Origin of the sequence: Streptomyces sp. NPDC058751, from assembly GCF_042746485.1 — a bacterium.
Classification (GTDB): domain Bacteria; phylum Actinomycetota; class Actinomycetes; order Streptomycetales; family Streptomycetaceae; genus Streptomyces.
This window is the reverse complement of sequence record NZ_JBHYPZ010000023.1, coordinates 91,937-117,086: the sequence shown is the minus strand read 5'-3', so window position 1 is coordinate 117,086 and position 25,150 is coordinate 91,937. Positions and strand designations below refer to the sequence as shown.

17 protein-coding genes and 3 pseudogenes are annotated in these 25,150 nt (G+C 70.9%); 7 read left to right on the top strand and 13 right to left on the bottom strand.

What is annotated here, in order from left to right; all coding sequences use genetic code 11:
- The first annotated feature begins 47 nt into the window (after window positions 1-47).
- Window positions 48-806 carry a L,D-transpeptidase family protein gene (locus ACFW6B_RS22080; RefSeq protein WP_386598193.1) on the top strand — a complete coding sequence of 253 codons (759 nt, stop codon included), beginning with the start codon at window positions 48-50 and terminating at the stop codon, window positions 804-806.
- Between the two features lie 61 nt (window positions 807-867).
- Here ACFW6B_RS22080 and ACFW6B_RS22075 read toward each other — a convergent pair whose 3' ends face one another.
- Together ACFW6B_RS22075 and ACFW6B_RS22070 are read right to left on the bottom strand one after the other, a co-directional pair.
- On the bottom strand, window positions 868-3,813 hold the full coding sequence (locus ACFW6B_RS22075) for an FAD-binding and (Fe-S)-binding domain-containing protein (protein ID WP_386598192.1): 2,946 nt from the start codon (window positions 3,811-3,813) through the stop codon (window positions 868-870).
- Between the two features lie 121 nt (window positions 3,814-3,934).
- On the bottom strand, window positions 3,935-4,390 hold the full coding sequence (locus ACFW6B_RS22070; RefSeq protein WP_386598191.1) for a MarR family winged helix-turn-helix transcriptional regulator: 456 nt from the start codon (window positions 4,388-4,390) through the stop codon (window positions 3,935-3,937).
- A gap of 132 nt (window positions 4,391-4,522) precedes the next feature.
- Between ACFW6B_RS22070 and ACFW6B_RS22065 the strand changes: the two genes are divergently transcribed.
- On the top strand, window positions 4,523-6,322 hold the full coding sequence (locus ACFW6B_RS22065; protein WP_386598190.1) for an ABC transporter ATP-binding protein: 1,800 nt from the start codon (window positions 4,523-4,525) through the stop codon (window positions 6,320-6,322).
- A gap of 44 nt (window positions 6,323-6,366) precedes the next feature.
- Window positions 6,367-7,191, top strand: a pseudogene (gene mltG, locus ACFW6B_RS22060) (endolytic transglycosylase MltG); the annotation flags it as partial.
- 222 nt (window positions 7,192-7,413) lie between these two features.
- On the opposite strand, the pseudogene ACFW6B_RS22055 reads toward mltG, so the two are convergent.
- Window positions 7,414-7,785 (bottom strand): annotated as a pseudogene (locus tag ACFW6B_RS22055) (pyridine nucleotide-disulfide oxidoreductase); the annotation flags it as partial.
- A 625-nt stretch (window positions 7,786-8,410) separates the two neighbouring features.
- Here ACFW6B_RS22055 and ACFW6B_RS22050 point away from each other — a divergent pair.
- The gene (locus tag ACFW6B_RS22050) at window positions 8,411-9,208 is read left to right on the top strand and encodes a hypothetical protein (RefSeq protein WP_386598189.1); all 798 of its coding nucleotides are present in this window, start codon (window positions 8,411-8,413) and stop codon (window positions 9,206-9,208) included.
- A 125-nt stretch (window positions 9,209-9,333) separates the two neighbouring features.
- Here ACFW6B_RS22050 and ACFW6B_RS22045 read toward each other — a convergent pair whose 3' ends face one another.
- Together ACFW6B_RS22045 and ACFW6B_RS22040 are read right to left on the bottom strand one after the other, a co-directional pair.
- On the bottom strand, window positions 9,334-10,893 hold the full coding sequence (locus tag ACFW6B_RS22045) for a recombinase family protein (protein WP_386598188.1): 1,560 nt from the start codon (window positions 10,891-10,893) through the stop codon (window positions 9,334-9,336).
- 120 nt (window positions 10,894-11,013) lie between these two features.
- Window positions 11,014-11,751 (bottom strand): annotated as a pseudogene (locus ACFW6B_RS22040) (FAD-dependent oxidoreductase); the annotation flags it as partial.
- Between the two features lie 175 nt (window positions 11,752-11,926).
- Between ACFW6B_RS22040 and ACFW6B_RS22035 the strand changes: the two are divergent.
- Window positions 11,927-12,349 carry a secondary thiamine-phosphate synthase enzyme YjbQ gene (locus ACFW6B_RS22035; RefSeq protein WP_386598187.1) on the top strand — a complete coding sequence of 141 codons (423 nt, stop codon included), beginning with the start codon at window positions 11,927-11,929 and terminating at the stop codon, window positions 12,347-12,349.
- 76 nt (window positions 12,350-12,425) lie between these two features.
- On the opposite strand, the gene ACFW6B_RS22030 is transcribed toward ACFW6B_RS22035, so the two are convergent.
- From ACFW6B_RS22030 to ACFW6B_RS22015, 4 genes are all read right to left on the bottom strand, one after another.
- A complete protein-coding gene (locus tag ACFW6B_RS22030; protein ID WP_386598186.1) occupies window positions 12,426-14,009 on the bottom strand; it encodes a multicopper oxidase family protein in 1,584 nt (527 codons plus the stop codon).
- A gap of 546 nt (window positions 14,010-14,555) precedes the next feature.
- Window positions 14,556-16,337, bottom strand: a complete 1,782-nt coding sequence (locus tag ACFW6B_RS22025; protein ID WP_386598185.1) for a SpoIIE family protein phosphatase — start codon at window positions 16,335-16,337, stop codon at window positions 14,556-14,558.
- Between the two features lie 53 nt (window positions 16,338-16,390).
- Window positions 16,391-17,071 carry a class I SAM-dependent DNA methyltransferase gene (locus tag ACFW6B_RS22020; RefSeq protein WP_386598184.1) on the bottom strand — a complete coding sequence of 227 codons (681 nt, stop codon included), beginning with the start codon at window positions 17,069-17,071 and terminating at the stop codon, window positions 16,391-16,393.
- Window positions 17,072-17,509: 438 nt separating this feature from the next.
- Window positions 17,510-17,986, bottom strand: coding sequence for an Lrp/AsnC family transcriptional regulator (locus ACFW6B_RS22015; RefSeq protein WP_386598183.1), 477 nt, complete (start codon window positions 17,984-17,986; stop codon window positions 17,510-17,512).
- Between the two features lie 241 nt (window positions 17,987-18,227).
- Here ACFW6B_RS22015 and ACFW6B_RS22010 point away from each other — a divergent pair, with 241 nt between their 5' ends.
- Entirely contained in the window at window positions 18,228-19,730 is a 1,503-nt protein-coding gene (locus ACFW6B_RS22010; RefSeq protein WP_386598182.1) for an FUSC family protein, read from the top strand.
- 195 nt (window positions 19,731-19,925) lie between these two features.
- On the opposite strand, the gene ACFW6B_RS22005 is transcribed toward ACFW6B_RS22010, so the two are convergent.
- Window positions 19,926-20,810: a thermonuclease family protein gene (locus ACFW6B_RS22005; protein ID WP_386598181.1), complete on the bottom strand. Its 885-nt coding sequence runs from the start codon at window positions 20,808-20,810 to the stop codon at window positions 19,926-19,928.
- A gap of 314 nt (window positions 20,811-21,124) precedes the next feature.
- Here ACFW6B_RS22005 and ACFW6B_RS22000 point away from each other — a divergent pair, with 314 nt between their 5' ends.
- Window positions 21,125-22,153 carry a lactonase family protein gene (locus tag ACFW6B_RS22000; protein WP_386598180.1) on the top strand — a complete coding sequence of 343 codons (1,029 nt, stop codon included), beginning with the start codon at window positions 21,125-21,127 and terminating at the stop codon, window positions 22,151-22,153.
- Between the two features lie 154 nt (window positions 22,154-22,307).
- On the opposite strand, the gene ACFW6B_RS21995 is transcribed toward ACFW6B_RS22000, so the two are convergent.
- The 3 genes from ACFW6B_RS21995 to ACFW6B_RS21985 form a co-directional block, all read right to left on the bottom strand.
- Window positions 22,308-23,228, bottom strand: coding sequence for a sirohydrochlorin chelatase (locus ACFW6B_RS21995; RefSeq protein ID WP_386598179.1), 921 nt, complete (start codon window positions 23,226-23,228; stop codon window positions 22,308-22,310).
- A gap of 129 nt (window positions 23,229-23,357) precedes the next feature.
- Complete coding sequence (locus ACFW6B_RS21990) at window positions 23,358-24,461, bottom strand: N-acetylglucosamine kinase (RefSeq protein WP_386598178.1); 1,104 nt, start codon at window positions 24,459-24,461, stop codon at window positions 23,358-23,360.
- A complete protein-coding gene (locus tag ACFW6B_RS21985) occupies window positions 24,458-25,135 on the bottom strand; it encodes a uracil-DNA glycosylase (RefSeq protein WP_386598177.1) in 678 nt (225 codons plus the stop codon). The genes ACFW6B_RS21990 and ACFW6B_RS21985 overlap by 4 nt, the downstream gene beginning before the upstream one ends.
- Window positions 25,136-25,150 lie beyond the last annotated feature (15 nt).

The following is a 25,150-nucleotide window of genomic DNA, read 5'->3' as shown; positions in this document are numbered from 1 at the left end:
CCGGGGCGGGAGGAAGAGGGGCGATTCACCCGATACGCGGTGCGAGTATGGACGGCATGCGAAAGAACGGTGCGACGCGCGGGGGGCTCGTGGCCACGGTCTGCGGGGCCCTCGCGGTCACCCTCTCGGCCTGCGGCGGAGCGGGAAGCGGAAGCGGTGACGGAGCCGAGAGCCACGCGGGAGTGCGCGGCGGGGGCACCCGTACGAGTGCGGCCGCGGCCGACCCGACGCGCATCCCCGGCGTGGGTGACCGGCTCCAGCGGCAGATCCCCGCCGACTCGCGTCAGGTCCTGGCGGTGTACGGCGAGGGCGAGGACTCCGCGGACTCCACGGCCGTGCTGTACACGAAGTCCGGTACGGCCTGGAAGAAGACGCGCGGCTGGGACGCGCACAACGGGAGGAAGGGCTGGACCACCGACCACCACGAGGACGACAGACGCAGCCCCGTCGGTGTGTTCACGCTCAGCGACGCCGGGGGCGTGCTCGACGACCCGGGCAGCCGGTTGCCGTACACGCAGTCGGAGACGTTCCAGGCTCCGCACGGCTGGCCGAAGAGGTACTGGCACGACTTCGACTACGTCATCGCCATCGACTACAACCGCATCAAGGGAAACCCGCCGAACGATCCGGCCCGGCCCTGGGGCGACCACAGGGGCGGGGGCATCTGGCTGCACATGGACCACGGCAGCGGCACCTCGGCGTGCGTGAGCCTGTCCAGGGCGGCCATGGAATACCTCCTGCGGACACTCGACCCGGAACGGCACCCCGTGGTCGTGATGGGGGACAGGGCGAACCTGAGGGCTTAGCGCACCGCGCCCTCGGGCCGGGAACAGGGCCGGGAACGGGGGTGGGCGCGGACCGGCCGGGTCACGGGAACCGGGCGGGCCGTCCGGCGCCGGGGCGGGTCGCGTGCTCCAGCGCCAGGAGGACGGAGCAGTAGTCGCGGCCCGTCGCGTGGTCCATGCCCACCTCGCACATGCGGTTGGCCGACAGATGCGCGTCGAAGTCGCGCGAGGTCACGTACGCCGCCTCGGCGCGGGTGGCCGATTCGGTGAGTTCCCTGTGGAGCATGCCGCGGTCGCCCGCGAAGCCGCAGCACCCGGCGTCGTCGGGCACCACCACCTCGTCCGCGCACGCCTCGGCAACCGCGCGCAGGTGCGCCTCGTCGCCCAGGTGCCGCATGGAACAGGTCGGGTGGAGGACCGCGGAGCCGAGGGCGCGGCGCACGGTGAGGCGGGGGAGGAGTTCCTCCGCCGCCCACACCAGGGAGTCCACGACCCGCAGTTCGGCGTGCAGCTCCCGGTTGTCCGGGGTCAGATGCGGTACGACCTCGCGCGCGATGCCGAGCGCGCACGACGAGGCGTCCACGACGAGCGGCAGTCTGCCGCCGGCGGTCCAGCCCCAGGCCGCCTCGACGACGCGGTTGGCCATGACGGCGTTGCCCGCGTCGTACCCCTTGGAGTGCCAGATCGTCGCGCAGCACGTCCCGCGCACGTCGTCCGGAATCCATACCTGCTTTCCCGCGCGTGCGGAGACCGCGACGACGGCCCGCGCGAGCGACACGTCCCCCGGTCCGCCGAAGACGCGGTTCACGCAGGCCGGGTAGTAGACGGCGGCGGCACCCACGCGCGCGGTGCGGGGCACGGCGGAGGGGGCGGCTCCGGGCATCCGGGGCAGCCACTCGGGCACGAGATCGGGGCGTACGGCCTTGCGGACCGCCCGCGTCAGGGCGTTCACCCGCCGGTCGCCGATCCGGTCGGCGGCCGCCACGGCCAGCCGCGCGGAGACCTCCAGCACGCGGAAGTGCCGCGCGGCCAGCGCGGCCGCCCTCTCCTCGCGCGGTGTGTGCCGGGCGTGCCGGAACGCCCTCATCAGGGCACCCGTGTCGATGCCGACAGGGCACGCCAGCCCGCACGTCGAGTCGCCCGCGCAGGTGTCCACGGCGTCGTGTCCGTACGCCTCCAGGAGCCCGTTCTCGACGGGGGAGCCCTCGGGCTGGCGCATCATCTCGCGGCGCAGCACGATCCGCTGGCGCGGTGTCGTCGTCACGTCCTGGCTGGGGCACGTCGGTTCGCAGAAGCCGCACTCGATGCAGGGGTCGGCGATCGCCTCGATGCGCGGGATCGTCTTCAGGCCACGCACGTGTGCGCGAGGATCGCGGTCGAGCACGACGCGCGGAGCGAGCAGGCCGTCCGGGTCGATCAGGCGTTTCGTGCGCCACATCAACTCCGTCGCCATGGGCCCCCATTCGAGCTCCAGGAAGGGCGCGATGTTGCGCCCGGTGGCGTGCTCGGCCTTGAGCGAGCCGTCGAAGCGTTCGACGGTGATCCGGCAGAACGCGTCCATGAAGGCCGCGTAGCGCTCCACGTCGGCGGGCCTGGAGGCGTCGAACGCCAGCAGGAAGTGCAGGTTGCCGTGGGCGGCGTGGCCCGCGACGGCGGCGTCGAAGCCGTGGCGGGTCTGGAGTTCCAGCAACGCCTCGCAGGCCTCGGCGAGCCGTTCGGGCGGTACCGCGAAGTCCTCCGTGATCAGTGTCGTGCCGGACGGACGCGCTCCGCCGACCGCCGTCACGAATGCCTTGCGGGCCTTCCAGTAGCCGGCGACGGTCCGCCGGTCACGGGTGAGGGAGTTCGTCACCGAGGGGACGGGCGACACCAGGGGAAGCCCCTCCAGGACCGCGCGGGCCCTCTCCTCGTACACCTCCTGCGCCGCCTCGTCCGGGGCGCGGAACTCGACGAGCAGGGCGGTCGTCGGACCCGGCAGACCGGCCCAGTCCCCGGGCACCCCCTCGACAGCCACCGAGGCGCGCAGGGTGTTGCCGTCCATCAGCTCGACGGCCGATGCGCCCGCGGCGGTGAACAGGGGCACGGCGGCGGCCGCGGCCGGCAGCGAGCCGAAGAAGAGCAGCGCCGCGGAGACCCGGCGGTCCAGCGGCAGGGTGTCGAAGACGACCTCCGAGACGAAGCCGAGGGTGCCCTGCGAGCCGACCATCAGACCGCGCAGGATCGAGACGGGCGTCGAGCCGTCGAGGAACGCGTCCAGGCGGTAGCCGTTGGTGTTCTTGATCGCGTACTTGGCGCGGACGCGGTCGACCAGCGCGGAGTCCGCCTCGATCTCCGCCTTGAGCTCCATGAGCCCGGCACACAGGGCCGGTTCCGCCCGCGCCAGCCGCTCGTCGGCGTCCGGCTCGGCCGTGTCCACGATCGTGCCGGACGGCAGTACGAACGTGAGCGAGGCGAGCGTGACGTAGGCGTTGCGGGTGGTGCCCGCCGTCATCCCGGAGGCGTTGTTCGCGACCACTCCGCCGACCGTGCAGGCGGCCGCGCTCGCGGGATCGGGGCCGAGCACGCGCCCGTGCCGGGCGAGCGCGGCGTTGACACGGGCGACGGTCGTGCCCGGGGCGATCCGTACCCGCGCCCCGCCGTCGAGGACCTCCACGCCCTTCCAGTGCCGGCGGACGTCGACGAGGATGTCCTCGCCCTGCGCCTGGCCGTTGAGCGAGGTGCCGGCCGCCCGGAACACCACCTCGCGGCCGTTGCCACGGGCGTACGAGAGCACCGCCGAGACGTCGTCGACGTCCTCGGGGACCACGACGGCCCGCGGCACGAAGCGGTAGGGGCTGGCGTCGGAGGCGTAGCGCACGAGGTCGGAGATCCCGGTCAGGACCTTGTCGGCGCCGAGCAGGGCGGTCAGGTCCCCGCGCAACGGCTCGGGGGTGCCCCCGGCCCGGTCCTCGGGAACCCGGTCGGACGCCGGGCCCTCGGGGCGCGCGCCGGGACGCAGTGTGCCGGGATCGGGCTCCAGCAGAGGCATCGGGGACCACTCCTCACGTGCTCGGCCGACCGGCGGCGGCGCGGTGCGCCCTGCCCGGCCGGTCCGGGGCGACCGCTCCGGACCGGGTCGCCTCAGCGGCGGCGCACCGTCCCGGACCCGCTCAGCACGGGCGTTCCGCCCTCGGCATCCCGTCCACCAAGGTGTCCAGCAGCCCGCCGAGCACCTCGCGCTGCTCGTCCGTCAATGGAGCCAGGATCTCCTCCGCGGCGCCACGGCGCGCGGCGCGCAGCTCGCGCAGCGCCTTGCGCCCCTCGTCCGTGACCTCGATACGGATCACCCGGCGGTTGGTGGGATCGGGTGCCCGGCGGACCTTGCCGCTCGCCTCCAGACCGTCGACCAGCGTGGTCACGGCGCGAGGCACCACTTCGAGGCGCTCCGCGAGATCGGCCATGCGGGGTGGTGAGGCGTAGTGCGCGAGGGTGCGCAGAAGCCGGGACTGGGCGGGGGTGATGCCCAGCTCGCGCTGCTCCAGATGGCGCTTCTGGATGCGGTGCACACGGCGCGTCAGACGCAGCAACTGCTCGGCGAGCAGGCCGTCGGCATCGGGGGTGGTCATGCGGGAACAATATCAGGATGCCGTTCATTGTGAGTATAGGTAACAATGAGCCGGGGTCCGTCGGTCGTCGGATCCCCGCCGATGTCCCCGTCGTCATCGGCATCCCCGTCGTCCCGTTTCCCTAGGAGTCCATTGCGACCCGAACAGCCCGCCTGGAGCCCGCCACCCGCCGACAGGCAACAGCCACGGCAGGTGCGCCGCATCCTGAGTCTCTTCCGGCCCTACCGCGGCCGTCTCGCGATCGTCGGCCTGCTGGTCGGCGCCGCGTCCCTCGTGGGCGTCGCCACGCCCTTCCTGCTGAAGGCGATCCTGGACACCGCGATCCCCGAGGGGCGTACGGGCCTGCTGACCCTGCTCGCCTTCGGCATGATCGTGAGCGCGGTCCTGGGCGGTGTCTTCGGTGTCCTGCAGACGCTGATCTCCACGACCGTCGGCCAGCGCGTGATGCACGACCTGCGCACGGCGGTCTACGACCGTCTCCAGCGCATGTCGCTCGCCTTCTTCACCAGGACGCGCACGGGCGAGGTCCAGTCCCGCATCGCCAACGACATCGGCGGCATGCAGGCGACCGTCACCTCCACCGCCACCTCGCTGGTCTCCAACCTCACGAGCGTGGTCGCCACGATCGTCGCGATGGTGGCCCTCGACTGGCGCCTCACCGTCGTCTCCCTGCTCCTGCTGCCGGTCTTCGTGTGGATCAGCCGCCGCGTCGGCGACGAACGCAAGAAGATCACCACCCAGCGCCAGAAACAGATGGCGGCGATGGCCGCCACCGTCACCGAATCGCTCTCCGTCAGCGGCATCCTGCTCGGACGCACCATGGGCCGGGCCGACTCGCTGACGAAGTCCTTCGCGGAGGAGTCCGAGGGCCTCGTCGACCTCGAGGTGAGGTCGAACATGGCGGGGCGCTGGCGCATGTCCGTCATCGGCATCGTCATGGCCGGCATGCCCGCCTTCATCTACTGGACCGCGGGCGTGGCTCTCCAGCTCGGCGGCGCGTCCATTTCGATCGGCACGCTCGTCGCCTTCGTCTCGCTCCAGCAGGGGCTGTTCCGGCCGACGGTCAGCCTGCTGTCCACGGGCGTGCAGATCCAGACCTCGCTCGCGCTGTTCCAGCGCATCTTCGAGTACCTGGACCTGCCCATCGACATCACCGAGCCCGCGGACCCCGTCCACCTCGACCAGGTCAAGGGCGAGATCCGCTTCGAGGGCGTCGAGTTCCGCTACGACGACGAGGGCACCCCGATCCTCGACGGCATCGACATCACCGTCCCCGCCGGCGGCAGTCTCGCCGTCGTCGGTGCGACCGGCTCCGGCAAGTCGACGCTCAGCTGTCTGGTGCCCCGGCTGTACGACGTCACGGGCGGACGGGTGACCCTCGACGGGGTCGACGTCCGGGACCTCGACTTCGACACCCTCGCGCGCGCGATCGGCGTCGTCTCCCAGGAGACGTACCTCTTCCACGCGTCGGTCGCGGAGAACCTGCGCTTCGCCAAACCGGACGCCACCGACGAGGAACTGCACGCGGCGGCGCGGGCGGCCCAGATCCACGACCACATAGCGTCGCTGCCCGACGGGTACGACACGGTCGTCGGCGAGCGCGGTCACCGGTTCTCCGGCGGCGAGAAGCAGCGGCTCGCCATCGCCCGCACGATCCTGCGCGATCCCCCCGTCCTCATCCTGGACGAGGCGACCAGTGCCCTGGACACCCGCACGGAGCGCGCCGTCCAGGAGGCCGTCGACGCCCTGTCGGCCGACCGCACCACGCTCACCATCGCGCACCGGCTGTCCACGATCCGCGGTGCCGACCAGATCGTCGTCCTCGACTCCGGACGGGCGGTGGAGCGCGGTACGCACGAGGAGTTGCTGGCGGAGGAGGGGCGCTATGCCGCGCTCGTCCATCGGGACGCCCGACTTGAGCCGACAAGGTGACGATATGCCAGGTTTGCGGGCAATAGAGCGTTACCGTGCCCGTTATGCAGATGAACACTCCGCCACGGAGCACGATCCGACTGACGCGCCGGGGCCGGGTCGCCCTCATCGCGACCGGCGCCGTCGTCGCGGCCACCGCCGTGACGGTGCCGCTGCTGAGCGAGGGGGACGACACCCGCCCGACATCGCTCGTCGTTCCGGAGGGCTGGCGCTCCGGACAGGTCTACGCGGCCGTCGACAAGGCTCTCCGGGTTCCCGCGGGGACCACCAAGAAGTCCCTGGCGAAGGCCCGCCTCAGACTTCCGCACGACGCCAGGGGCAACCCCGAGGGCTATCTCTTCCCGGCGACGTACCCGATCGGCGAGAAGGCGACTCCGGAGTCCCTGCTGCGGTTCATGGTCGACACCGCGAACAAGAAGTTCAACGGGGCGCCGGTCGCCGCGGGCGCGCAGCGCGGCGGCATGAACGTCTATCAGGCGGTCACCGTCGCGAGCATCGTCCAGGCGGAGGCGGCGACCGTGGCGGACATGGGCAAGGTGGCCAGGGTCGTCCGCAACCGCCTGGAGCGCGGTATGCCGCTGCAGATGGACTCCACCATCAACTACGCGCTGAACCGCTCCACCCTGAGCACCAGCGAGGCGGACACCAGGCTCGACAGCCCGTACAACTCGTACCGGCGGATGGGCCTGCCGCCCACGCCGATCGCCAACCCCGGCGAGGAGGCGATGCGCGCCGCGCTCAACCCGGCCCCGGGCGACTGGCTGTACTTCGTCACGGTCAAGCCGGGCGACACACGCTTCACCGCGGACCACGAGGAGCACCAGCGCAACGTGGCCGAGTTCAACCGGCGGCACCACAGGAGCGGGTCCCCCACGGCCGCCCCGTCGGCGCTCCCCCGGACGGTCTCTCCCGCGGTCACGTCCGAGGCCTCCCCGGCAGTCCCTCCCGTGGTCCCTCCCGCGGTCACGTCCGAGGTCCCACCCGCCGTCACCCCCGTGGCTTCGGCCGCGGTCACCCCCACCCTCGCGCCCCCGGACACCTCCGCGGTGACCCCCACGGTCATTCCCACGAGCTGACAGGCGCACGGGGGATCACGCGGCGACCGGCACGTCCTCCTCCGCCAGCAACCGCCTGATGTCCCGTACGGCTGCCCGGCCGGCCCGGTTGGCGCCGATCGTGCTCGCGGAGGGCCCGTAGCCGACCAGATGGATCCGGGGATCGGCGACCGCGCGCGTTCCCCCGACCCGGATGCCGCCGCCCCGCTCGCGCAGCCGCAGCGGCGCCAGATGGCCGATGGAGGCCCGGAAGCCGGTCGCCCACAGGATCACGTCCGCCTCCACGCGCGTCCCGTCCGCCCACTCCACGCCGTCCGGGGTGATCCGGTCGAACATCGGCCGCCGGTCCAGCACGCCGTCGGCGAGCGCCCGGCGGATCGCGTCGTTCAGCGGCAGCCAGGTGACGGCTTATTGACAACATCGACGGAGAGTGACCGTGACGGTGACTCGTTGTCTATCTCTCATTACGCTGTGACGTTGAGAGTGTCCTGGGTGCAGACCTCTCATCAGGGACCCGGGGGTAATGCATCGGGAACACGTTCGTATGAACCGCCGGAGTACTGCCCTTCGATCCTGTACGGGTTTCAGAGGCCCTGTAAAGCCCTGTGAGAGTTCACGAAACCCCTTGGTGGACTGGGCGGCTTAAGAGAGTGGTTAGGCCGCCAGAATGGCGCACAGAGCCTTTGGGGGGTTCGCATCGGAACCCTGTCGGCCCTGGCGGTACTGACCGGCCTTGGCGGGGTTCATCTCGTGTGGTCTACGTCTCTCTCTGGGCCCTTGGTGTCCGGTTCGAACTCAGAGGACACCTACATACTTAGTGAGGGCGGTTGGGTATACCCCAACCGCAGACTTACTTCAGTTGTTCTAGTAGTGAGTACTTAACCTCTAGTGGCATCCCCCCTCGAAGGGATGCCCTCTTGGTCTCTCAGTGTGTAGATGGGTCTAGATCTGACACGAGAGAAGAGGCAGGCCCCGGTCCCCACAGACCGGGGCCTTTTCTTGTCTCCACTGTCACCTATCAAGGAGCAACACCATGCCTGTTCGCTATGACGCAAACTTTGCCACTGAACCTCCGATAGACCTCCCCCTCTCTCCCAAGGTGAAGAGTCTCAGGAAGGCCTACCAGGACGCCAAGGCTTCCCATGAGAAGTACCTCCAGGAAAACTCTCGGTACCGCACCATGGATGTTACTGAGATCTGGGAGACCGAGTCTCGGTATAGCTCCCTTGCCCTGGAAGAGGCTAAGCGGGAACTGAGGGAACTTGAGATTGCCTCGGTAGAGGCTGGAAAGCCACTTCCTGATAAGGATGAGTTCTTGGCTCCGGCCAAGGCCAAGATGGATGAGTACGACCGCATGACATCGACTCTCCAGGCCTTGGCCAAAAAGGCTCAGGAAGCCTACTCCGATGCACTCTTCAGTGACCTGAAGGTTATGGGTCTCAAGCAGGCTGAAAAGGCTTATGTGGCACGTCTTGAGTGGGAGAAGGCTTACAGGGCTGCTGCTGCGGCCAGAGCAACTCTGGAGTTGCATGCAGGTCTTTTCTCTTGGTGTGTTTCTGTCGGTGACATGGATTCCCACCCAAGGAAGGGTCACAGCCAGGGAGAGAATCTGGAGTATTGGGAGCTGGCCGATGATGGCCGTCTGAAGTTTGAGGCAGCTAAGGCGCTCGAATACATCGATTACATGGTGAAGGTTGAAGGGCTTATCGAGCCTGACCCGAATCCACCCGCCCCTGTTGCCGAGGAATGGACCGTGAATCACATTCCGGCGCAGCACTACAGTAAGCCAGCATGGCACGAGAACGTCAATTACGCTGGAGAAGTTTACTGAGCCTGTGAAACATGACAGAAGCCCCCAGCGTCGAGCTGGGGGCCTATCTTTGTTTGGGGAAGATGTATCTGCCTGAGCAAGGGCAGAGGCCCCGGTCGTCGAACCGGGGCCTTTGTCATCCAGCTTTAGCCAAAGGGGTTGTGTTCCCTAGCCTTACGAGACTCCTCGATTCTCTCCAGTTCTTCCGGAGTGAGGGAGTCCCACTTGGCCTGTCGTTCCTCAGGACTGTCAGGCTCGGGGGAGAAGGTGAACGTCTTCTTTCCCACAAGGACTTTGTAACCAGAGTCAATGAGTTGCTTACGCCTGCCCTCGCGGTCGAGCCTTGGCCAGAGTTCCCCGAAGGTGACTCCCTGGTCTTCCTCGTGCCATCCAGCCTTGATGACAGGCTGAGACTCTAGTTCCCTCTTGCGGGCCTTGTAGTGGCCCATGCGGGCTCTATAGCCCTCCTGGTCATCGTCCCAGTCCCCTTCTTCGTCCTGCTTGCGCAGACGCTCCATGCGCTTGGAGATGTCGGCAATCTCCTTAGCGTTGTCCGATCCGGGTACCCACACCTTCTTCGTGACTCGCACAGGGCCGAACTTTTGGAGGAAGTGGATCTCGACCCACTCGTCTACTTCCTCGGCGCGCATGACGATTTCTCGACAGCGATCCTCCTTGGGGAATGCGCCACATTTGTAGTATCGATAAGTGATGTCGCCACGGGTGAACGTCTTCTGTACGGCCTTAGCGCCACACTCGGCGCAGAAGGTGACTCCGTACAGAGGGTTAGTTCCGTTAACCCTTCGAACCTTCGTCATCATCCTTCGGGCTACCGCAGCCTGAAGAGACTCCCATTCATCCTGGGTGAATACCGGATCTGCCAGCATGACGGGCTTACCGTCCATGCCATAGATGATCTCCCGCTTATGCTTTTTCAGGCCCTGGGTGGATTCGCTGGTAAGAACGTTCTTTACGGTGGTTTCAGACCATTTTTCTTGAGTTCCTTCGGTGCCCCGGCTCTTCACTGGCTTTCCTTTGCGGATCCGTGCCCTGTCTCTGGCCGTGAGGATGCCTTCGGCATTCAGGTACTTAGCCACTCCCAGGAAGGATTGCCCGTCGATGATCTGGCGCCGCATCTCGTGCAGGACGCTGACCATGTCTTCATCGAGTTCTAGGAATGCCGCTGTCTTTCCATCTACGTACCTGCTGACGGGGCGGTAGCCAAAGGGTGGAAACCCACCGTGCCACCGATCCGTGAAGCGTCGCCGATCATGACTTTCCTGAGCGCGCACCTTGATGCGCTCAAGTTCCTTGGCAGGGCCGAGAGCCTTGGCGTGAAGGATGAGCCGTCCCTCAGCCGTATGCATCTGCTCATTGAACTGAGGGTCATCCAAGACGATGACCGACTTCCCCCACTCGATGACCTTGAAGACGAAAGCCATGAAGTGGATGTCATCGCGGCTCAGTCGGTCCTGAGTGGTGACCCAAAGTTCATCCCACTCTTCACGTCCCTGAGGGGTGAGCCACGTTCCCAGCTTGGGTCGGACGAACATGTCAACGTCCCCAGAGACTGAGAGGTCGACGGCTGCGCCGACGATGGACACGTCCCCCTCGATGACGGCCCTGGTCCTCAGCTTCAGATCTTGGTCCTCGATGGACTCCGAGCGCTCCCCCTTGTCATCGGAGATCCGCTCTGCCAGTAGCACCCTGCGCATGGTCTGTCCCTCCCCTGATGCAGCTTGCTTGCTGCACCCTGCCTGCCTGCTCTCCGTGTCGTTCTTGCTGGTCAGCAGTCTAGCGTATTTTTGTCAATCACTCGTCACCCGAAGCCCGGTGACCGAGACCACGCTCCGCGGCGGCAGCCCCTGCCGGACCCGCTCCTCCACGAGAGCGACGGCGGCCCGCCCGAACTCCTCGGTGAACGGCCCCTCGCGGAAGACCGGGGGACGCCGGGTGACCCAGGTGGTCCCTGCCGCGTGAGAGGCGATCTCCATCAGATGCTGGGTTCCGGAGGCGCCACCGCCGACGACGACCACGCGCCGCCCGGCGAACCACTCGGGGCCCGGGTACTGCGCCGTGTGCAACTGCCGCCCGCGGAAGGTCTCCTGGCCCGGAAGGCGGGGCCAGAAGGGGCGGTCCCAGGTCCCCGTCGCGTTGACCAGAGTCCGCGCCGACCACGTACGGTCGCCGGTTTCCACGAGCAGTCGCCCGTCGGGCCCCTCCCGGACCGCCCTGACGTCGACCGGCCTGTGCACCGGCAGGCCGAAGGCGCTCTCGTACGCGGCGAAGTACTCCGGGATCACCTCGGAGGACGGACGGTCCGGGTCGGCGTCCGTGAGGTCCATGCCCGGCAGGGAGTGCATCCCGTGCACCTTCCCGTACGTCAGCGACGGCCAGCGGAACTGCCAGGCGCCGCCCGGACGCGGCGCGCGGTCGAGCACGACGAAGTCCCGCTCGGGCTCGAAGCCGGTGCGCCGCAGGTGGTAGGCGGCGGACAGACCGGCCTGACCGGCTCCGACGACGATCACATCGACCTCACGCGTACTCACCCCGGTGTCGTTCACGCCTCTGCGAACCGGACCGGGTCCCCGGATCTTCCCGACGGGCGCCCCGCTGTGATCCGCCAGACGGACAGACGGACGGACCGTGCCGGAGGCCGCCGCCGGACGGCCGTCCGGGACCGGCCGACGGGCGCTGTCGTCACAGGCCGCGAGCCCGCGCATGGGAGAGGATTGAGGCATGTCCGATGCCTTCACCACGCAGGTCCTGAACATCTCCTCCGGTTCGTCGGAGACGGTCGTCGACCTCACCCGCGACTGCGAGGCCTTCCTCCGCGAGGTCGCCGCGGGACGCGACGGTCTCCTGAACGTCTTCGTCCCGCACGCCACCGCCGGAATCGCGATCATCGAGACCGGTGCCGGCAGCGACGACGACCTCCTGACCGCGCTGCACTCCCTGCTTCCCGCGGACGACCGCTGGCAGCACCGGCACGGCAGCCCCGGGCACGGCCGTGACCACGTCCTCCCCGCCATCGTCCCGCCGCACGCGACCCTGCCGGTGGTGGACGGGGCCCTGGAGCTGGGGACCTGGCAGTCGGTGTGCCTCGTGGACACCAACCGGGACAACCCGGACCGCCAAGTGCGCCTGAGCTTCCTCGGCTGAGGGCTTCCCCGGCCGAGCGGCCGGCCCGACGCGCCGTGGACCCGGGCCCCGTGCGCCACGGCCGCGGGCTCCGGACTCAGGCCTCGTAGGCCACGAGCGCCATCATCCCGGCCTCGCTGTGGTAGGCGTTGTGGCAGTGCAGCATCCACTGCCCGGGGTTGTCGGCGTCGAAGACGACGGACACCTTCGACTTGGGCAGCACGACGGTCGTGTCCTTGCGCGGGCCGGTGTCGCCGAGCTGGTACGTGTGGCCGTGCAGGTGCATCGGATGCCACATGTTCGTGGTGTTGATGAAGTCCAGCCGGACCCGCTGGCCCTCCCGGACCAGCAGGGGGTCCGAGGCCGGGGCGGCCATGTCGAACCGCTTGCCGTTGATGCCCCAGTCGTAGGTGCCCATGTCGCCGGTGAGCCTGACGCGGAGAACCTGGTCGGGATCCTTCGCCTCCAGCCGTACGGCGTCGCTCGCGCGGAGCTCGCCGGCGGTCACCGTGCGGCCGTTCAGCTCGGGCGGCCGCACCGCGGGATCGGGCAGTCCTCCCGACCCGGTCCGCACGAGAGCCATGCCGGTGACGTCCTTGCCCTCGGCGAGCGCGACGAACGGGAAGACGCCGTCATCGAGGGTGACCAGCGCGTCGTACCGCTCACCCATGGCGACCAGCAGCGCGTCGACCTCCTGGTGATCGACGGGGAAGCCGTCGGTGTGGGTGACGGTCAGCTTGTGGCCGCCGAGCGCCACCCGGTACGCGGTGTCGGCACCCGCGTTGATGATCCTGAGGCGGACCCGTCTGCGGGGCGTGCCGTCGTAGACGGCCGGGTCGGTCGGCACACGTCCGTTGATCAGGTGGTACGGGTAGTTCACGTCCCCGGCGTCACGGCCGAGGAGGGGGCTGGCGGAGCCGCCGAGCCTGAACCGCGGTGACGTGCCGTCGGCGGAGGAGGCGGACGGGGACGGGGAAGCGGACGCCGACGGGTGCCGCGAGGATTCCGGACGGCTCGAATCCGTGCCCTTCATGTCCATTCCGGGCATGGAGTGGCCGAGTTCGGTGAAGACGTCGTCGGGCGTGCCGGTCACGCCGTCGAGCCAGTCGTCGAGGACGACGACCCACTCGTCGTCGTACGACAGCGGCTCCTTGGGGTCCTCGACGATCAGCGGCGCGTACAGGGCGCGGTCGGTCTGCAGGCCCACGTGCGGGTGGAAGAAGTACGTGCCGGGTTCGTCGGCGACGAAGCGGTACGTGAAGCTGGATCCGGCCCGCACCGGGTCCTGCGTGATCGGCGGTACGCCGTCCATGTCGCTGCGCAGCGAGATGCCGTGCCAGTGGATGGACGTCGTGGTGGCGTCGGGCAGCTGGTTGGAGAGCTCGGCGTCGAGCGTGTCGCCGGCGGAGATGCGGATCTCCTTGCCGGGAACCTGGCCGCCGAAGGCCCAGGACCTGGTCAGCACACCGCCGCCCAGGTCGAGCGTGGCGGGCGCGGCGGTCACGTTGAGGCTCCGCACCCTGCCCGTGGCTCCGCGCTTCTTCTCCACGCGGGCGACCTGGGATCCGTGTGGGCTGAGGAGGGGCGGAGCGGTGTGGGCGTCCTTGCCGCAGGCGGCGAGCAGGCCGGTGCCTGCCGCTCCCAGTCCGGCGAGGAGGGTGCGACGGTTGATGCTGTTCACGAGGGGTCCTCTTCTCGATGCGCGACACGCGTTCCGGGACGGTCCACACACGGCCGGAGGGCGTCACGGGACGCGCGGAGCCGTGGGGACGCGGCCTATGTGCGCGGTGGGGAGAGGAACGGCGGGCCGGGCGGCGGCCGGTTCCGGCACGCTGTGCGGCGGAGCCGTCGAGGCCGTGCGGAAGGCCGTGCCGGGGAAGGGGAACTCGTGACGGAGCGGTGCGGCGGCCAGGGGGTGCGGTGCGACGACCGGACCGCGAACCCGGCGGGCGGCGCCGTCGAACCGGGCCCGGGGCAACGTTCGTACCGTCATCGGGAGCGTCCGCACTTCCTGCGAGCTGGGGCCTGTCCGGCGGATCATGCCGAAGACGCGGGCCCATACGGCATCGTGGGTTTCCTCCGGCCTGATCCGCCGGACGGGCCCCAGGACCGTCACCATAACCCGGCCGGGTGTGCGCGCCCGGGAACCGCCGGAGGGGAGTCGGCCGAACGCGGACCGGAGCTGCGGCGGGGAGGGGTGACGAGCCGGGCGCGGTCCTTGTCGCGGCTACTTCGCCGGGATCTTCTGCTCGAACCAGACGACCTTGCCGCTGCTCAGGCGTGTCGCGCCCCAGCGCAGGGCGAGTTGGTTGACCAGGAAGAGGCCGCGGCCGCTCTCGTCCCCGAAGCCGGCCTGCCGCATCCTGGGCACCTGGGGCGAGTCGTCGGTCACCTCGCAGCGCAGCACGTCGGTGCGCAGCAGCCGCAGCGAGAGGGGCCGTGAGGCGAACCGGACGGCGTTGGTGACGATCTCGCTGACCATGAGTTCCGTCGGGTCGACCAGGGACTCCAGGCCCCAGCGGCGCAGGGCCCTGCGGGTCAGCCGGCGCGCCTGACCCGCGGTCATCGGGTGCGGGGCCAGGTACCAGTAGCCGACGCTGTCCGGCGGGAAGCCCTCGAACCGGGCGGTGAGCAGGGCGATGTCGTCGTCCCGGGCTCCCGGTCCCAGGGTTCCCAGCACGTGGTCGCAGAGCACCTCCAGCGAGGCGAGGCCCCGGGCCGTGCTCTGGAGACGGATCCGCAGCGCCTCGACGCCGCTTCCGATGTCCGTGTCGCGGGACTCGACGAGTCCGTCCGTGTACAGCACCAGGGTGGCCCCCGGGGGCGCGGCCATCTCCACCGACTCGAAGACGACGCCGCCGACGCCGATCGGGGCACCCGGCGGAACCCCCAGCACCTCGGCGCGGCCGTCCTCGTGGAGCAGTACCGCGGGCGGGTGGCCCGCGTTCGCCATCAGCAGGCGGTGCGAGATCGGGTCGTAGATCGTGTAGAGGCAGGTCGCGATGTGGTCGCTGCCCAGCCGCTGGGCCTGCTCGTCGAGGTGGTGCAGCACCTCCTCGGGCGGCAGGTCGAGACCGGCGAGGGTCTGCACGATGGTGCGGAGCTGGCCCATGATCGCGGCGGAGGTCATCGAGTGGCCCATGACGTCGCCGACGATCAGCGCGATCCGGTTGCCGGGCAGCGGGATCGCGTCGTACCAGTCGCCGCCGACCTGGGCGGTCTTCGAGGCCGGCAGATAGCGGCTGGCCAGCCGGATGCCGGTGGGTTCGGGCAGTGACGAGGGGAGCATGGTGTGCTGGAGGGTGTCCGCCACGGCGGCCTCGTGGCCGTACATCACCGCCTTCTGGACCCCGAGCGCGGTGTGCGTGGCGAGCTGCGAGGCGACGAGCAGGTCGTCGTCGGTGAAGACCGGGCGGTCGGCGCCCCGGAGCAGGACGACCGTGCCCATGACGTGATGGCTGCCGCGCAGCGGCGCGATGATCAGGCGGTGGCCGGGCGGCAGCGCGCACGGCGGGCCGGTCCTCGTCGCGAGCAGTTCGGCGACGGCGGGCGCGTTGCCCGGCGCGTCACCGAACGCGGGACGGCCGTCCCGCAGGAGTTCCGCGAGGCGGCCGCCGCCGGACGGTTCCACGCGCGCGGCGGCCTCGGGGAGCGACGGTGACGGTGGAGCCTCACCGTCGCACGGGGCCTCGCCGGTGTGCGGCGGTGCCGGCCACGTCTGTTCGCAGCTGTGCAGGCGCAGGACGACGGGTGCCGTCGACCGCTCCGTGCCCACCGGCAGCGGATCGTCGAGGTGGATGAAGACCGCGTCCGCGAACGCCGGTACGGCGGCCTGCCGCAGTTCCCGGAGCGTCTCGTCGAGATCCATCCCGCGGGCGATCCGCCGCGTCGCCACGTCGAGGTACCGGAGACGGTCGGTCTGCGGCGGGCGGCCGTCCGTCACCGCGGAGGGCGGGAGGAGGCCCTGGGGCGGGGCGGCGCCCTCGTGGGGGGTGTGGTGCTCGGTCACGCGTTCTGTCCCGTCCGGTGGGTGGCGCGGTCCGCGGCTCGGACTTCGCCTCCTCAGTCGCACCGCCGGCAGCACAGGAACACCTGCTCCTCGGGCGGGACGTCGGTCACCGCGGGGGCGTAGGTGTACGAGGTCTGCTTGACGATCTCGAAGCCCGCCTCCTCGATGACCCTGTGCAGGTCCTCCCGGAGGTAGCCGGAGACCCTGATCGTGTTCCCGAGGAACGGGATCGCGAAGTCGTCCACGTCGGCCTCGACCATCGACAGGACGAACAGGCCGCCGGGCACCAGCAGATGACGGACCGTCTTCAGGGCGAGGGGAATCTCCGCGCGCGGCAGCATCAGCAGCGAGAAGAAGGCGGCGACGGCGTCGAAGCGGCCGAGGTCGCGGGGGCCGCCCGGACGCAGGTCGGCGATGTCCAGCTGGTGGAACGCCGCGTCGGGGACGTAGGCGCTCGCGAGCTTCACCATGCCGCCGGAGAGGTCGACGCCGACGACCTCGAACCCCGCGTCCGTCATCTGGCGTGCGGTCGGAACCCCCGTGCCGCAGCCGAGATCCAGGACCCGTGCCCCCTCGCCCAGCGATCCGATCAGCCACTCGCCCGCGGTGACCTGGCCTTCCTTGTGCGGGAAGGCCTCGTCGTAGCGGTCGCCGATGGCGTCGAACGCCTCGGCCTGGCCTGTGCGGTCGAGCAGGATGCTCTCGTAATCGGTCCCGTGACTGCTGTTGATCACGAAAGGAACCTTTCATGGGGGCTGTCGAAATGGTCCGCAATGCGGAGGAAAGCGGCACTGCCGGGATCTTTGAGCCTTGACGGTCGCTCAGGAGACGTCAATTCGAGACGATAGTCGTTCACCGCTCGATGGGATGCCCGACTGACCGAAACCGTTCGGCCGGCGGAACGGCTCCCGCGGAGGTTGCCCTGCCGCTGACGGCACCCGAACTCCTCGTGAACGGAAGCGGGTTGCCCTGCCCGGGGGAACCGACACGGCTGGAATTCGTCCGTGGGCGACGGAGGGCCGGAGGGCGGCCGTGGCGACAACTCCCGCCCGCCACGGGCTACATGGGGAAGTAGCCCTGCTGTGCGTGGAGTTGAGTCCGGAACTCCGCGTCGGTGTCCGGGACGGACCTGCTCGTGCGGCGGCCGGCCCCCGTCGGCCGTCCGGGCGCGGTCAGCCCTGTGCCGTCCGCCCGATCGACTCCACCAGCGGCAGCAGCCGGTGCGGGACCCGTTCGCGCAGGGCCACCTCGGTCCGGGTGCGGACCACTCCGGGCAGGCTGATCAGGGCCTGGATCACATCCTCCAGGTGGGCGTTGTCGCGTGCCGCGACCCGGGTGAGCAGATCGCCGCCGCCGGTGATCGAGAACGCCTCGATGATCTCCGGCACGGCGGCGAGCGCGTCGCCCACGTCGTCCAGATGGCCCTGCGTGACCTCGATGTGCACGAACGCGAGCACGGGATGGCCGAGGGCCGCGGGGGACAGGGACGGGCCCGTTCCCGTGATCACCCCGTCCCGCTCCAGCCGGTCGAGGCGGGCCTGGAGCGTGCCGCGGGCGACACCGAGGACCCGGGCGTACTCGCGGACGCTGGTGCGCGGCTGCTCCAGCAGGAGCCGCAGGATGCGGGTGTCGAGCTCGTCCACGGGCATGGTCCGTTGGCCTCCTCGCGGCCGACAATGTTCTCCCTCGACTGTACCAATGGCCCAGTCGAAATGATGCCGGTTGAGCCAGTTCAGGGCTCCCGCGTACCTTGTCCGTATCGATGGCGCTGCGCAGCGCCGGACGGCAAGGACGCCGTACCGGACCCGCGGCGCCTTTCGCATGTGCGCCGCGCATGCCGAATCCGAGTTGAAACTGCGAAGTGGGGGCGGGACGCCCAAGGTGAAGAAGATGTTCATGGCGCCGGATCCGGGACTGTTCCGGCTGAGGGTGTCGATCCGGGCGGTCCTCGGCATCGGCCTCGCGGTCACCCTGTGCCAACTGGCCGGACTCTCGCTGTCCGCCTCGATCGCCGGCGGGCTCGCGGCGCTCCTCGCGATGTTCACGGTCGGCGACCCGACCGTGCGCGGCCAGGCCGGCACCACCGCGCTGCTGCCCGTGGCCGGTTTCCCGGTCCTCGCGGTGGCGACCACCCTGCACGGGGCGCCGCTGGTGCGGGACGCGCTCTGGCTCGCCGTGGTCTTCGCCGGGGTCTGGGCCCGCCGCTTCGGCCCGCGCGGGCACGCGCTCGGCATCTTCGCCTTCATGATGTTCTTCACGACCCAGTTCCTGCACGCCGTGCCCGGCCAGCTCCCGCAGCTGTACGCGGCCGTCGTCCTGTCGCTGGCGGCGACCTCCGCCGTACGGTTCGGCGCCTGGTGCATCGAGCGGCGCACCCCGCCGCCCGCCGCGCCGTCGCCGCTGGAAGGGCGCGGGCTGGCGCGCCCCGCCACCCGCCAGGCGTTCCAGGCGACCGCGGCCTGCGCCTTCGCGCTCACCGCGGGCCAGGTGCTCTCGCACGACCGCTGGTACTGGGCCGTCGGCACCGCGTGGTGGATCTTCGTCAACACGGCCTCGCGCGGTGAGACGCTGGTCCGCGGCTTCCGGCGGGTGATCGGGACGCTCACCGGGATCATGGCCGGACTCCTCGTCGCCGTACCGCTGCACGGCGCGCCCGCGCCCACCGCCGTCCTCGTCGCGGTCAGCGTCTTCGGGATCTTCTACACGGCCGCGCCCTCGTACAGCTGGATGATGTTCTTCGTCACCGTCATGGCGGGTCTGCTCTACGGGCTGCTCGGCGTCCTGCACCCGGGACTGCTGGGCCTCAGGCTCGCCGAGACCGGCGTCGGCGCGCTCGGTGCCGCGCTCGCGGTGGCGTTCGTCCTGCCGATCACCACGCACACGGTCACCGACCGCTGGATCGAGCGTGCCCTGCACGCCGTGCACGGCTGCACGTCGGCGGCCGCCCGTCGGCTCGCCGGCGACGCCGAGGCCGACCCGGCGCCGCTCGCGGGGCAGCTCGAGGCGCTTCTGGGACGCGTGCGGATGGCTCTCGCGCCCTTGGTGCACCCGCTCAACCCGATGCGGCAGCGCAAGGAGCGGGCCCGCGCGATCCTCGCCCTGCTGGACGACTGCGCCCGGGAGGTGCGCGGCCTCGCCGCCGTCGCCGCGGACCCGGACGCCTCGCACGACGCCCGCCTCACGGCCGCCTGCCGACGGGTCGAGACCGCGATGGAGTCCCTGGTCGGCGCCGTGCCGGGAGGCGCTCCCGTGGCCCACCACGGCGTTCCCGGCCACCACCCCGGCGCGGAGCAGGCGCTCGTGCACCTGCACGGCCTGGAGCGGGCGCTCGTCGACATGGAGGTACCGCTGCGCGGTCCCGTTTCCCGCTCGCGGCTCGTCGTCAGCGCCTGACGTCGGCGGCACGGTCCTTTCTCCGGCCCCCGGAGCGCCGTCCGGCGCTCCGGGGGCCGTTCTCCTTCCCGCCGGCCCGGACGGCAGCCCTGGCCCGCCCGGGGGCGGGACGCGGGCGGTCCTCGCCGATTCGGAGGCGAGGGACCGGGCGGGGGGCTCGGCGGCGTGAGTCACGGCCGGTCGCTCCGGTCCTGTTCACTTCTCCTCGAAAACGATCTCTTCGGGCTGGTGGGTCATCCTCACCGTGTTGCCGTCGGTGATCTCGACCACGTTCTGCAGGCCGATGATCCGCTTCGTGTCCGGCGGGATGCGGAACTCGTCCGCGCCTCCGGCCAGGTAGGAGGGGAAACAGGCCAGCGACGGGTCCATGGGGTCGAGGTCCAGGTACTCCTTCAGTCGGCGGAACAGCTTCGGGAGGACGACCGCCCCGTCGTCGGCCGTGAGTGAGGTCATTCCGGTGATCTTCACACCGGACCGCGTCACGTCCTCGGCCCACACGCCCAGCGGGGGTGTGGACTCCCGCGCCTGTCTGGCGGCGGTGGCGAGGACGTCGCGCAGGCGGACGGGAAAACCCTTGTAGAACGTCGGGTAGGCCAGGCCCAGCGAGAGCAGGTGGTGGTTGGCGGTCTTCTTCACCAGGGCCTCGTCGACGTCGATCTCGTAACCCGTGCATCCGGGCGGGGCGCCGCGGCCGACGAGGGCCACGCAGCGGCCGAAGACGTCGGTGCCCCGGGTGAGAATGAAGCCGGGCACGGCGGCCGGGGTGAGGGTGACGGTCTCGTCCGCCCCGCGGACGATGCCGGTGAAGCCGAGCCACTTCAGCAGCTCGTCCGCGGCCCGGTGCGCGAGGCCGATCGGCTGGTGCTGGTCCGGCCCGTAACTGCCCCCGTAGTGGGTCTCCAGCGCGTCGACGCCTTCCAGCCGGATGTTGGCGTGGCCGTCGGCCGCGGGCAGGATCCGCTTGCACCCGGGTACGAGCTTCCAGTCGGCCGGGTCGTCCGGGACGAACGGGACGGTGTCGCCGTCCGGCTTGGCCCTCTCCGATACCTTGAACGAGCCTTTGATGAGCAGCATGGGCATGGCGACTCCCGCCGCGTTCGTCACTTTGAGTACTTGACGATTACGCACGGTACCCACCTCGGCGGTGTGCCGCACCCGGGCCCGTGGGCGCCCGGCATCCGCACGGTTCCCGCCGGCGCGCACTCGGCACCCGCGTGGTTCCCGTCCGGCGCGCACCCGGTCGCACCCGGTCTCCCGTCCGTCGGAGGTCCGGCCGGCCGCCGTTCCGGGCGCCGGCCCGCGGTCCCCCCTTTGGTCTAGACCGCAGCGGAACGACTGCTAGCGTCGCCCCGACGACGCGGGACCGGGAGGGGACTGAAGTGACGCACGGCGGGATGCGGCGACAGCGGGCGTTCATCGGCTCGTTCACGGCGGCGGGAGGCCTCGGGGTGCTCACGGCGGACGTGGACCCGGACACCGGCGCGCTGACCGTGCTGAGCGCGGTCGACGACGTGCCCGACCCCTCGTACCTCGCCCTCGCCCCCGCGCACGACGTCCTGTACGCGGTCAGCGAGACCGTCGAGGGCGCGGTGGCCGCCTACCGGGTGGACGGCGACAAGCCGGAACTGACCGGCCCGCCGACCCGGACCGGTGACAGCCCCACCCACCTCGGCGTCCTCGACGGACACGTCCTGACCGCGGACTACGGTTCGGGCGGCGTCAGCGTGGTGCCCGTCCGGCCCGACGGCGGACTGGCGCCCGCCGTGTCCGGCGTGCTCCGGCACACCGGTTCCGGCCCGTACGCGCAGCGGCAGCGGGCCCCGCACGCCCACCAGGTGCAGTCCGATCCCACCGGCCGCTGGGCCGTCAGCGTGGACCTCGGCACGGACTCGGTCCGGGTGTGCGCCCTCGACGGCGGAACGCTCACCCTGCACCGAGAGACCGTCCTGCGTCCCGGCTCCGGGCCGCGCCATCTCGCCTTCCACCCGCGGGGCGGGCACGCCTACGTCCTCAACGAACTCGCCCCGACCCTCACCGTCTGCCGCTGGGACGCCGCGGAGGGCTCGCTGCGGCCCGTCGGCGAGACGCCGGTCCTGTCCGCCGCCCCGGACGGCGACGCGTACCCCTCGGGCATCGTCGTGTCGCCCGACGGCCGTTTCGTGTGGAGCGCCGTCCGGGGCCGGGACACCGTCTCCGTGTTCGCCGTCGGCGAGGCGGGCGAGCGGCTCACGCTCGTCACCGAGGTCCCCTGCGGCGGCGTCTGGCCCCGCGCGCTGGCCCTCGACCCCTCGGGGCGCTTCCTGTACGCGGCCAACGAGCGCTCCGGCGACGTGACCTGGTTCACCGTCGACCCGGACACCGGTGTCCCGCTCCGTGGCGGCTCGGTCGAGGCGCCCGCCGCGTCCTGCGTGGTCCTCGGCTGATCCGGCGGACCCGGCCGCCCCTCGGGGCCGACGCCGGGCGAGCGGCGCGCCCGGTGCGCGCCGTGCCCGTGGGAACGGGAAAGGGCCCCTCCTGGATCAGGAGCGGGCCCTTTCGATGTGCGGGCGGTACGGGTGGTGCGGGTGTGGCGGCCGGCTAGAAGGCCGGCGCTCCCTGGGTCTGCGGCGGCGCGATACCCAGCGCCGTCGTGTACTGGGAGAGCGCGAGCTTGCCGATCGCCGGGTACGGGCCGAGGGCCTCGGCGGCGCTGCAGCCGGCCTCCTTGGCGGCGGCGTCGAGCAGACCCGCGTCGAGCTCCGGGCCGATCAGGTACGGGGCGAGCGCGAGCTGCTGCGAACCGGAGGCACGCAGCTCCTCGGCGATGGCCGCGATGGAACCCTCCTGGTCGAGGGCCGCCGCCATGACCGGCACGGCGAGCCGCGCGGCGAGCAGCATGCCGGTGATGCCGGCCGCCTGCACCGCGTCCTCACCGCCGACGGTGGCGAGCACGATGCCGTCCGCGGCGGTCGCCACGGTGAACAGCCGGGCGCGGTCGGCGCGGGCCAGACCGGCCTCGGAGAGGCGCACGTGCAGCGCCTCGGCGAGCAGCGGGTGCGGACCGAGGACGTCCGTCAGTTCGGCCGCGACACGGCTTTCCATGACCGCCTGGCGGATGCGGCGCAGCAGGGCGTTGTCCGGACCGGCGAGCAGCGGGACAACGATGCCGACGGGGCCGTCGGGCTCGGAGACGTCGGCGCCGGCGGCGCGGGCCTGCTCGAAGCGCGCGGTGCGCTCCTCGGCGGCGTGGGCCAGCACGGACTGCAGCGTGGGGAACTCGTCGTCCCCGTCCAGGTAACCGATGCGGGCATCGAGGCCGGGGAGCTCGGAGCGGGCGATGCTCACGACCTCCTCGGCGAGGCTGCGCGTGGCGGCGCTGGGGGTGCCCGGCACCGCGAGGACGAGCGCGGGCGCGCCCTCAGGAGCCGCCAGGGGTTCCGGACGGCGGTGCCGCCCGGCTTGGCGGGGTCGCGGCATTCGTACTGGCAGGCCGGACGCGGGCCCAGTGGGGGAGCTCATGGCGCCGCATGTTACTGGTTTATCGGGTTCCCCTGTTCGGGGAGGGTGCAGGTGAGCGGTATCCGTCCGCTTTTGTCTGATGAGTTACGTACGGATCGGAAGCGATCGGTAATTGTCGACTTGTCGGCCCTACGGTGAATTCGTGTCATGGGTTTCCCGGTACGGCTTTTCGGTCACCACGCACAACATCCGCTCGTCCGCGGGCAGCGCGAGCCGGCCGTCCGCCAGGTCGGCCGCGATCCGGAGCGCGCCGTCGAGCGGATCGCCCGCGGCCGGGACGTGCCGGGCGTGCGGCAGCCGCTCGGCCAACTCCCGTGTCAGGGGCCCGAGGAGCGCGGCGCCCATGGTGAACACGCCTCCGGTCAGGGCCAGACGGGGCTCGCCGTCGGCGGGGCACACCGCGGCGGCCGCCTCGGCCATGTGCCGGGCCGCGGTCCGCAGGATGCGCGAGGACACGGGGTCGTCGGCGCAGAGGCCGGCCACCTCGGGGGCGAAGGAGGCCAGCACGGCGGCCCGGTCGGTCCGCGGGTACAGCAGGCCGGGGAGTTCCGGCGGGGGCCCGAACACCGCCTCGGCCCGGGCCAGCAGCGGGGCCGAACCGCCCGCGCGCCCGTCGAACGCGCGCAGGGCCGCCTCCAGTCCCGCGCGGCCGATCCACGCTCCGCCGCCGCAGTCGCCGAGCAGATGGCCCCATCCGTCGGCCCTGCGCCACGACGTGAGGTCGGTACCGGTCGCGATCATGCCGGTGCCCGCCGCGATCACGACGCCCGGCCGGGCACCCAGGGCGCCCGTGTACGCGGTCACGGCGTCGGCCGCCAGGGCGAGCCGCCGTACGCCCAGTTCGCGTTCCAGGGCGGCCGGCAGTTCGTCCCGCAGTTCGTCGCCGAGCGTGGCCAGGCCGGCCGCGCCGACGGCGACGGCCCCGAGCCGTTCGGCGCCCGCCTCGGCCATCAAGCGCCGTGCCATCGGCAGGAGCTGGTCCAGCAGATGCCGGGACGAGATCCCGCGCGGACCGGTACGGACCGGCTCCTCGGAGGTCAGCGGCCCGCCGAGCCGGGCCGGGGGTGCCGCGTCCTCCCGGTGTACGGGAACGACGGCGTCGCCCGCCACCCCGTGCGCGCCGAGGGCCACGCGCAGTCCCGAGCCCCCGGAGTCCACGGCGAGCACCACGGAGGGGCCCGGTCCGTGCGCCGGGGCGCGGACCTGGTCGCCGTGGGTGCCGTCCGGTGTCACGGCAGGCGCCAGTCCACCGGTTCCGCTCCCTGCCGCGCCAGCAGGTCGTTGGCGCGGCTGAAGGGGCGCGAGCCGAAGAAACCGCCGTCGGCCGACCTGGGTGAAGGGTGTACGGACTCGACCGCCGGAAGATTGCCGAGCAGGGGGCGCAGATTGCGCGCGTCGCGGCCCCACAGGATGGACACCAGTGGTCGGCCGCGCGCGGCCAGTGCCCGTATGGCCTGTTCCGTGACCTCCTCCCAGCCCTTGCCCTGGTGCGCGTTGCTCCTGCGGGGGGCCGTGGTGAGCGTCTTGTTGAGCAGCAGCACGCCCTGCTTTGTCCAGGGGGTGAGGTCGCCGGTGGACGGCTGGGGAGCGCCGGTGTCGGTGTTCAGCTCGCGGAAGATGTTGATCAGGCTGGGCGGCAGCGGACGCACCTCCGGGGCCACCGAGAACGACAGGCCCACCGCGTGTCCCGGGGTCGGGTAGGGGTCCTGCCCGACGATGAGGACGCGTACCTCGTCGAAGGGCTGCTGGAAGGCCCGCAGGACATTCGCCCCGGACGGTAGGTAGGTGCGTCCCGCGGCGATCTCCGCGCGCAGGAAGTCGCCCATCTGGGCGATCCGTCCGGCCACGGGTTCGAGGGCTTTCGCCCAGCCCGGTTCGACGATCTCATGCAACGGTCGTGGTGCCACGGGCGTCACCCTACT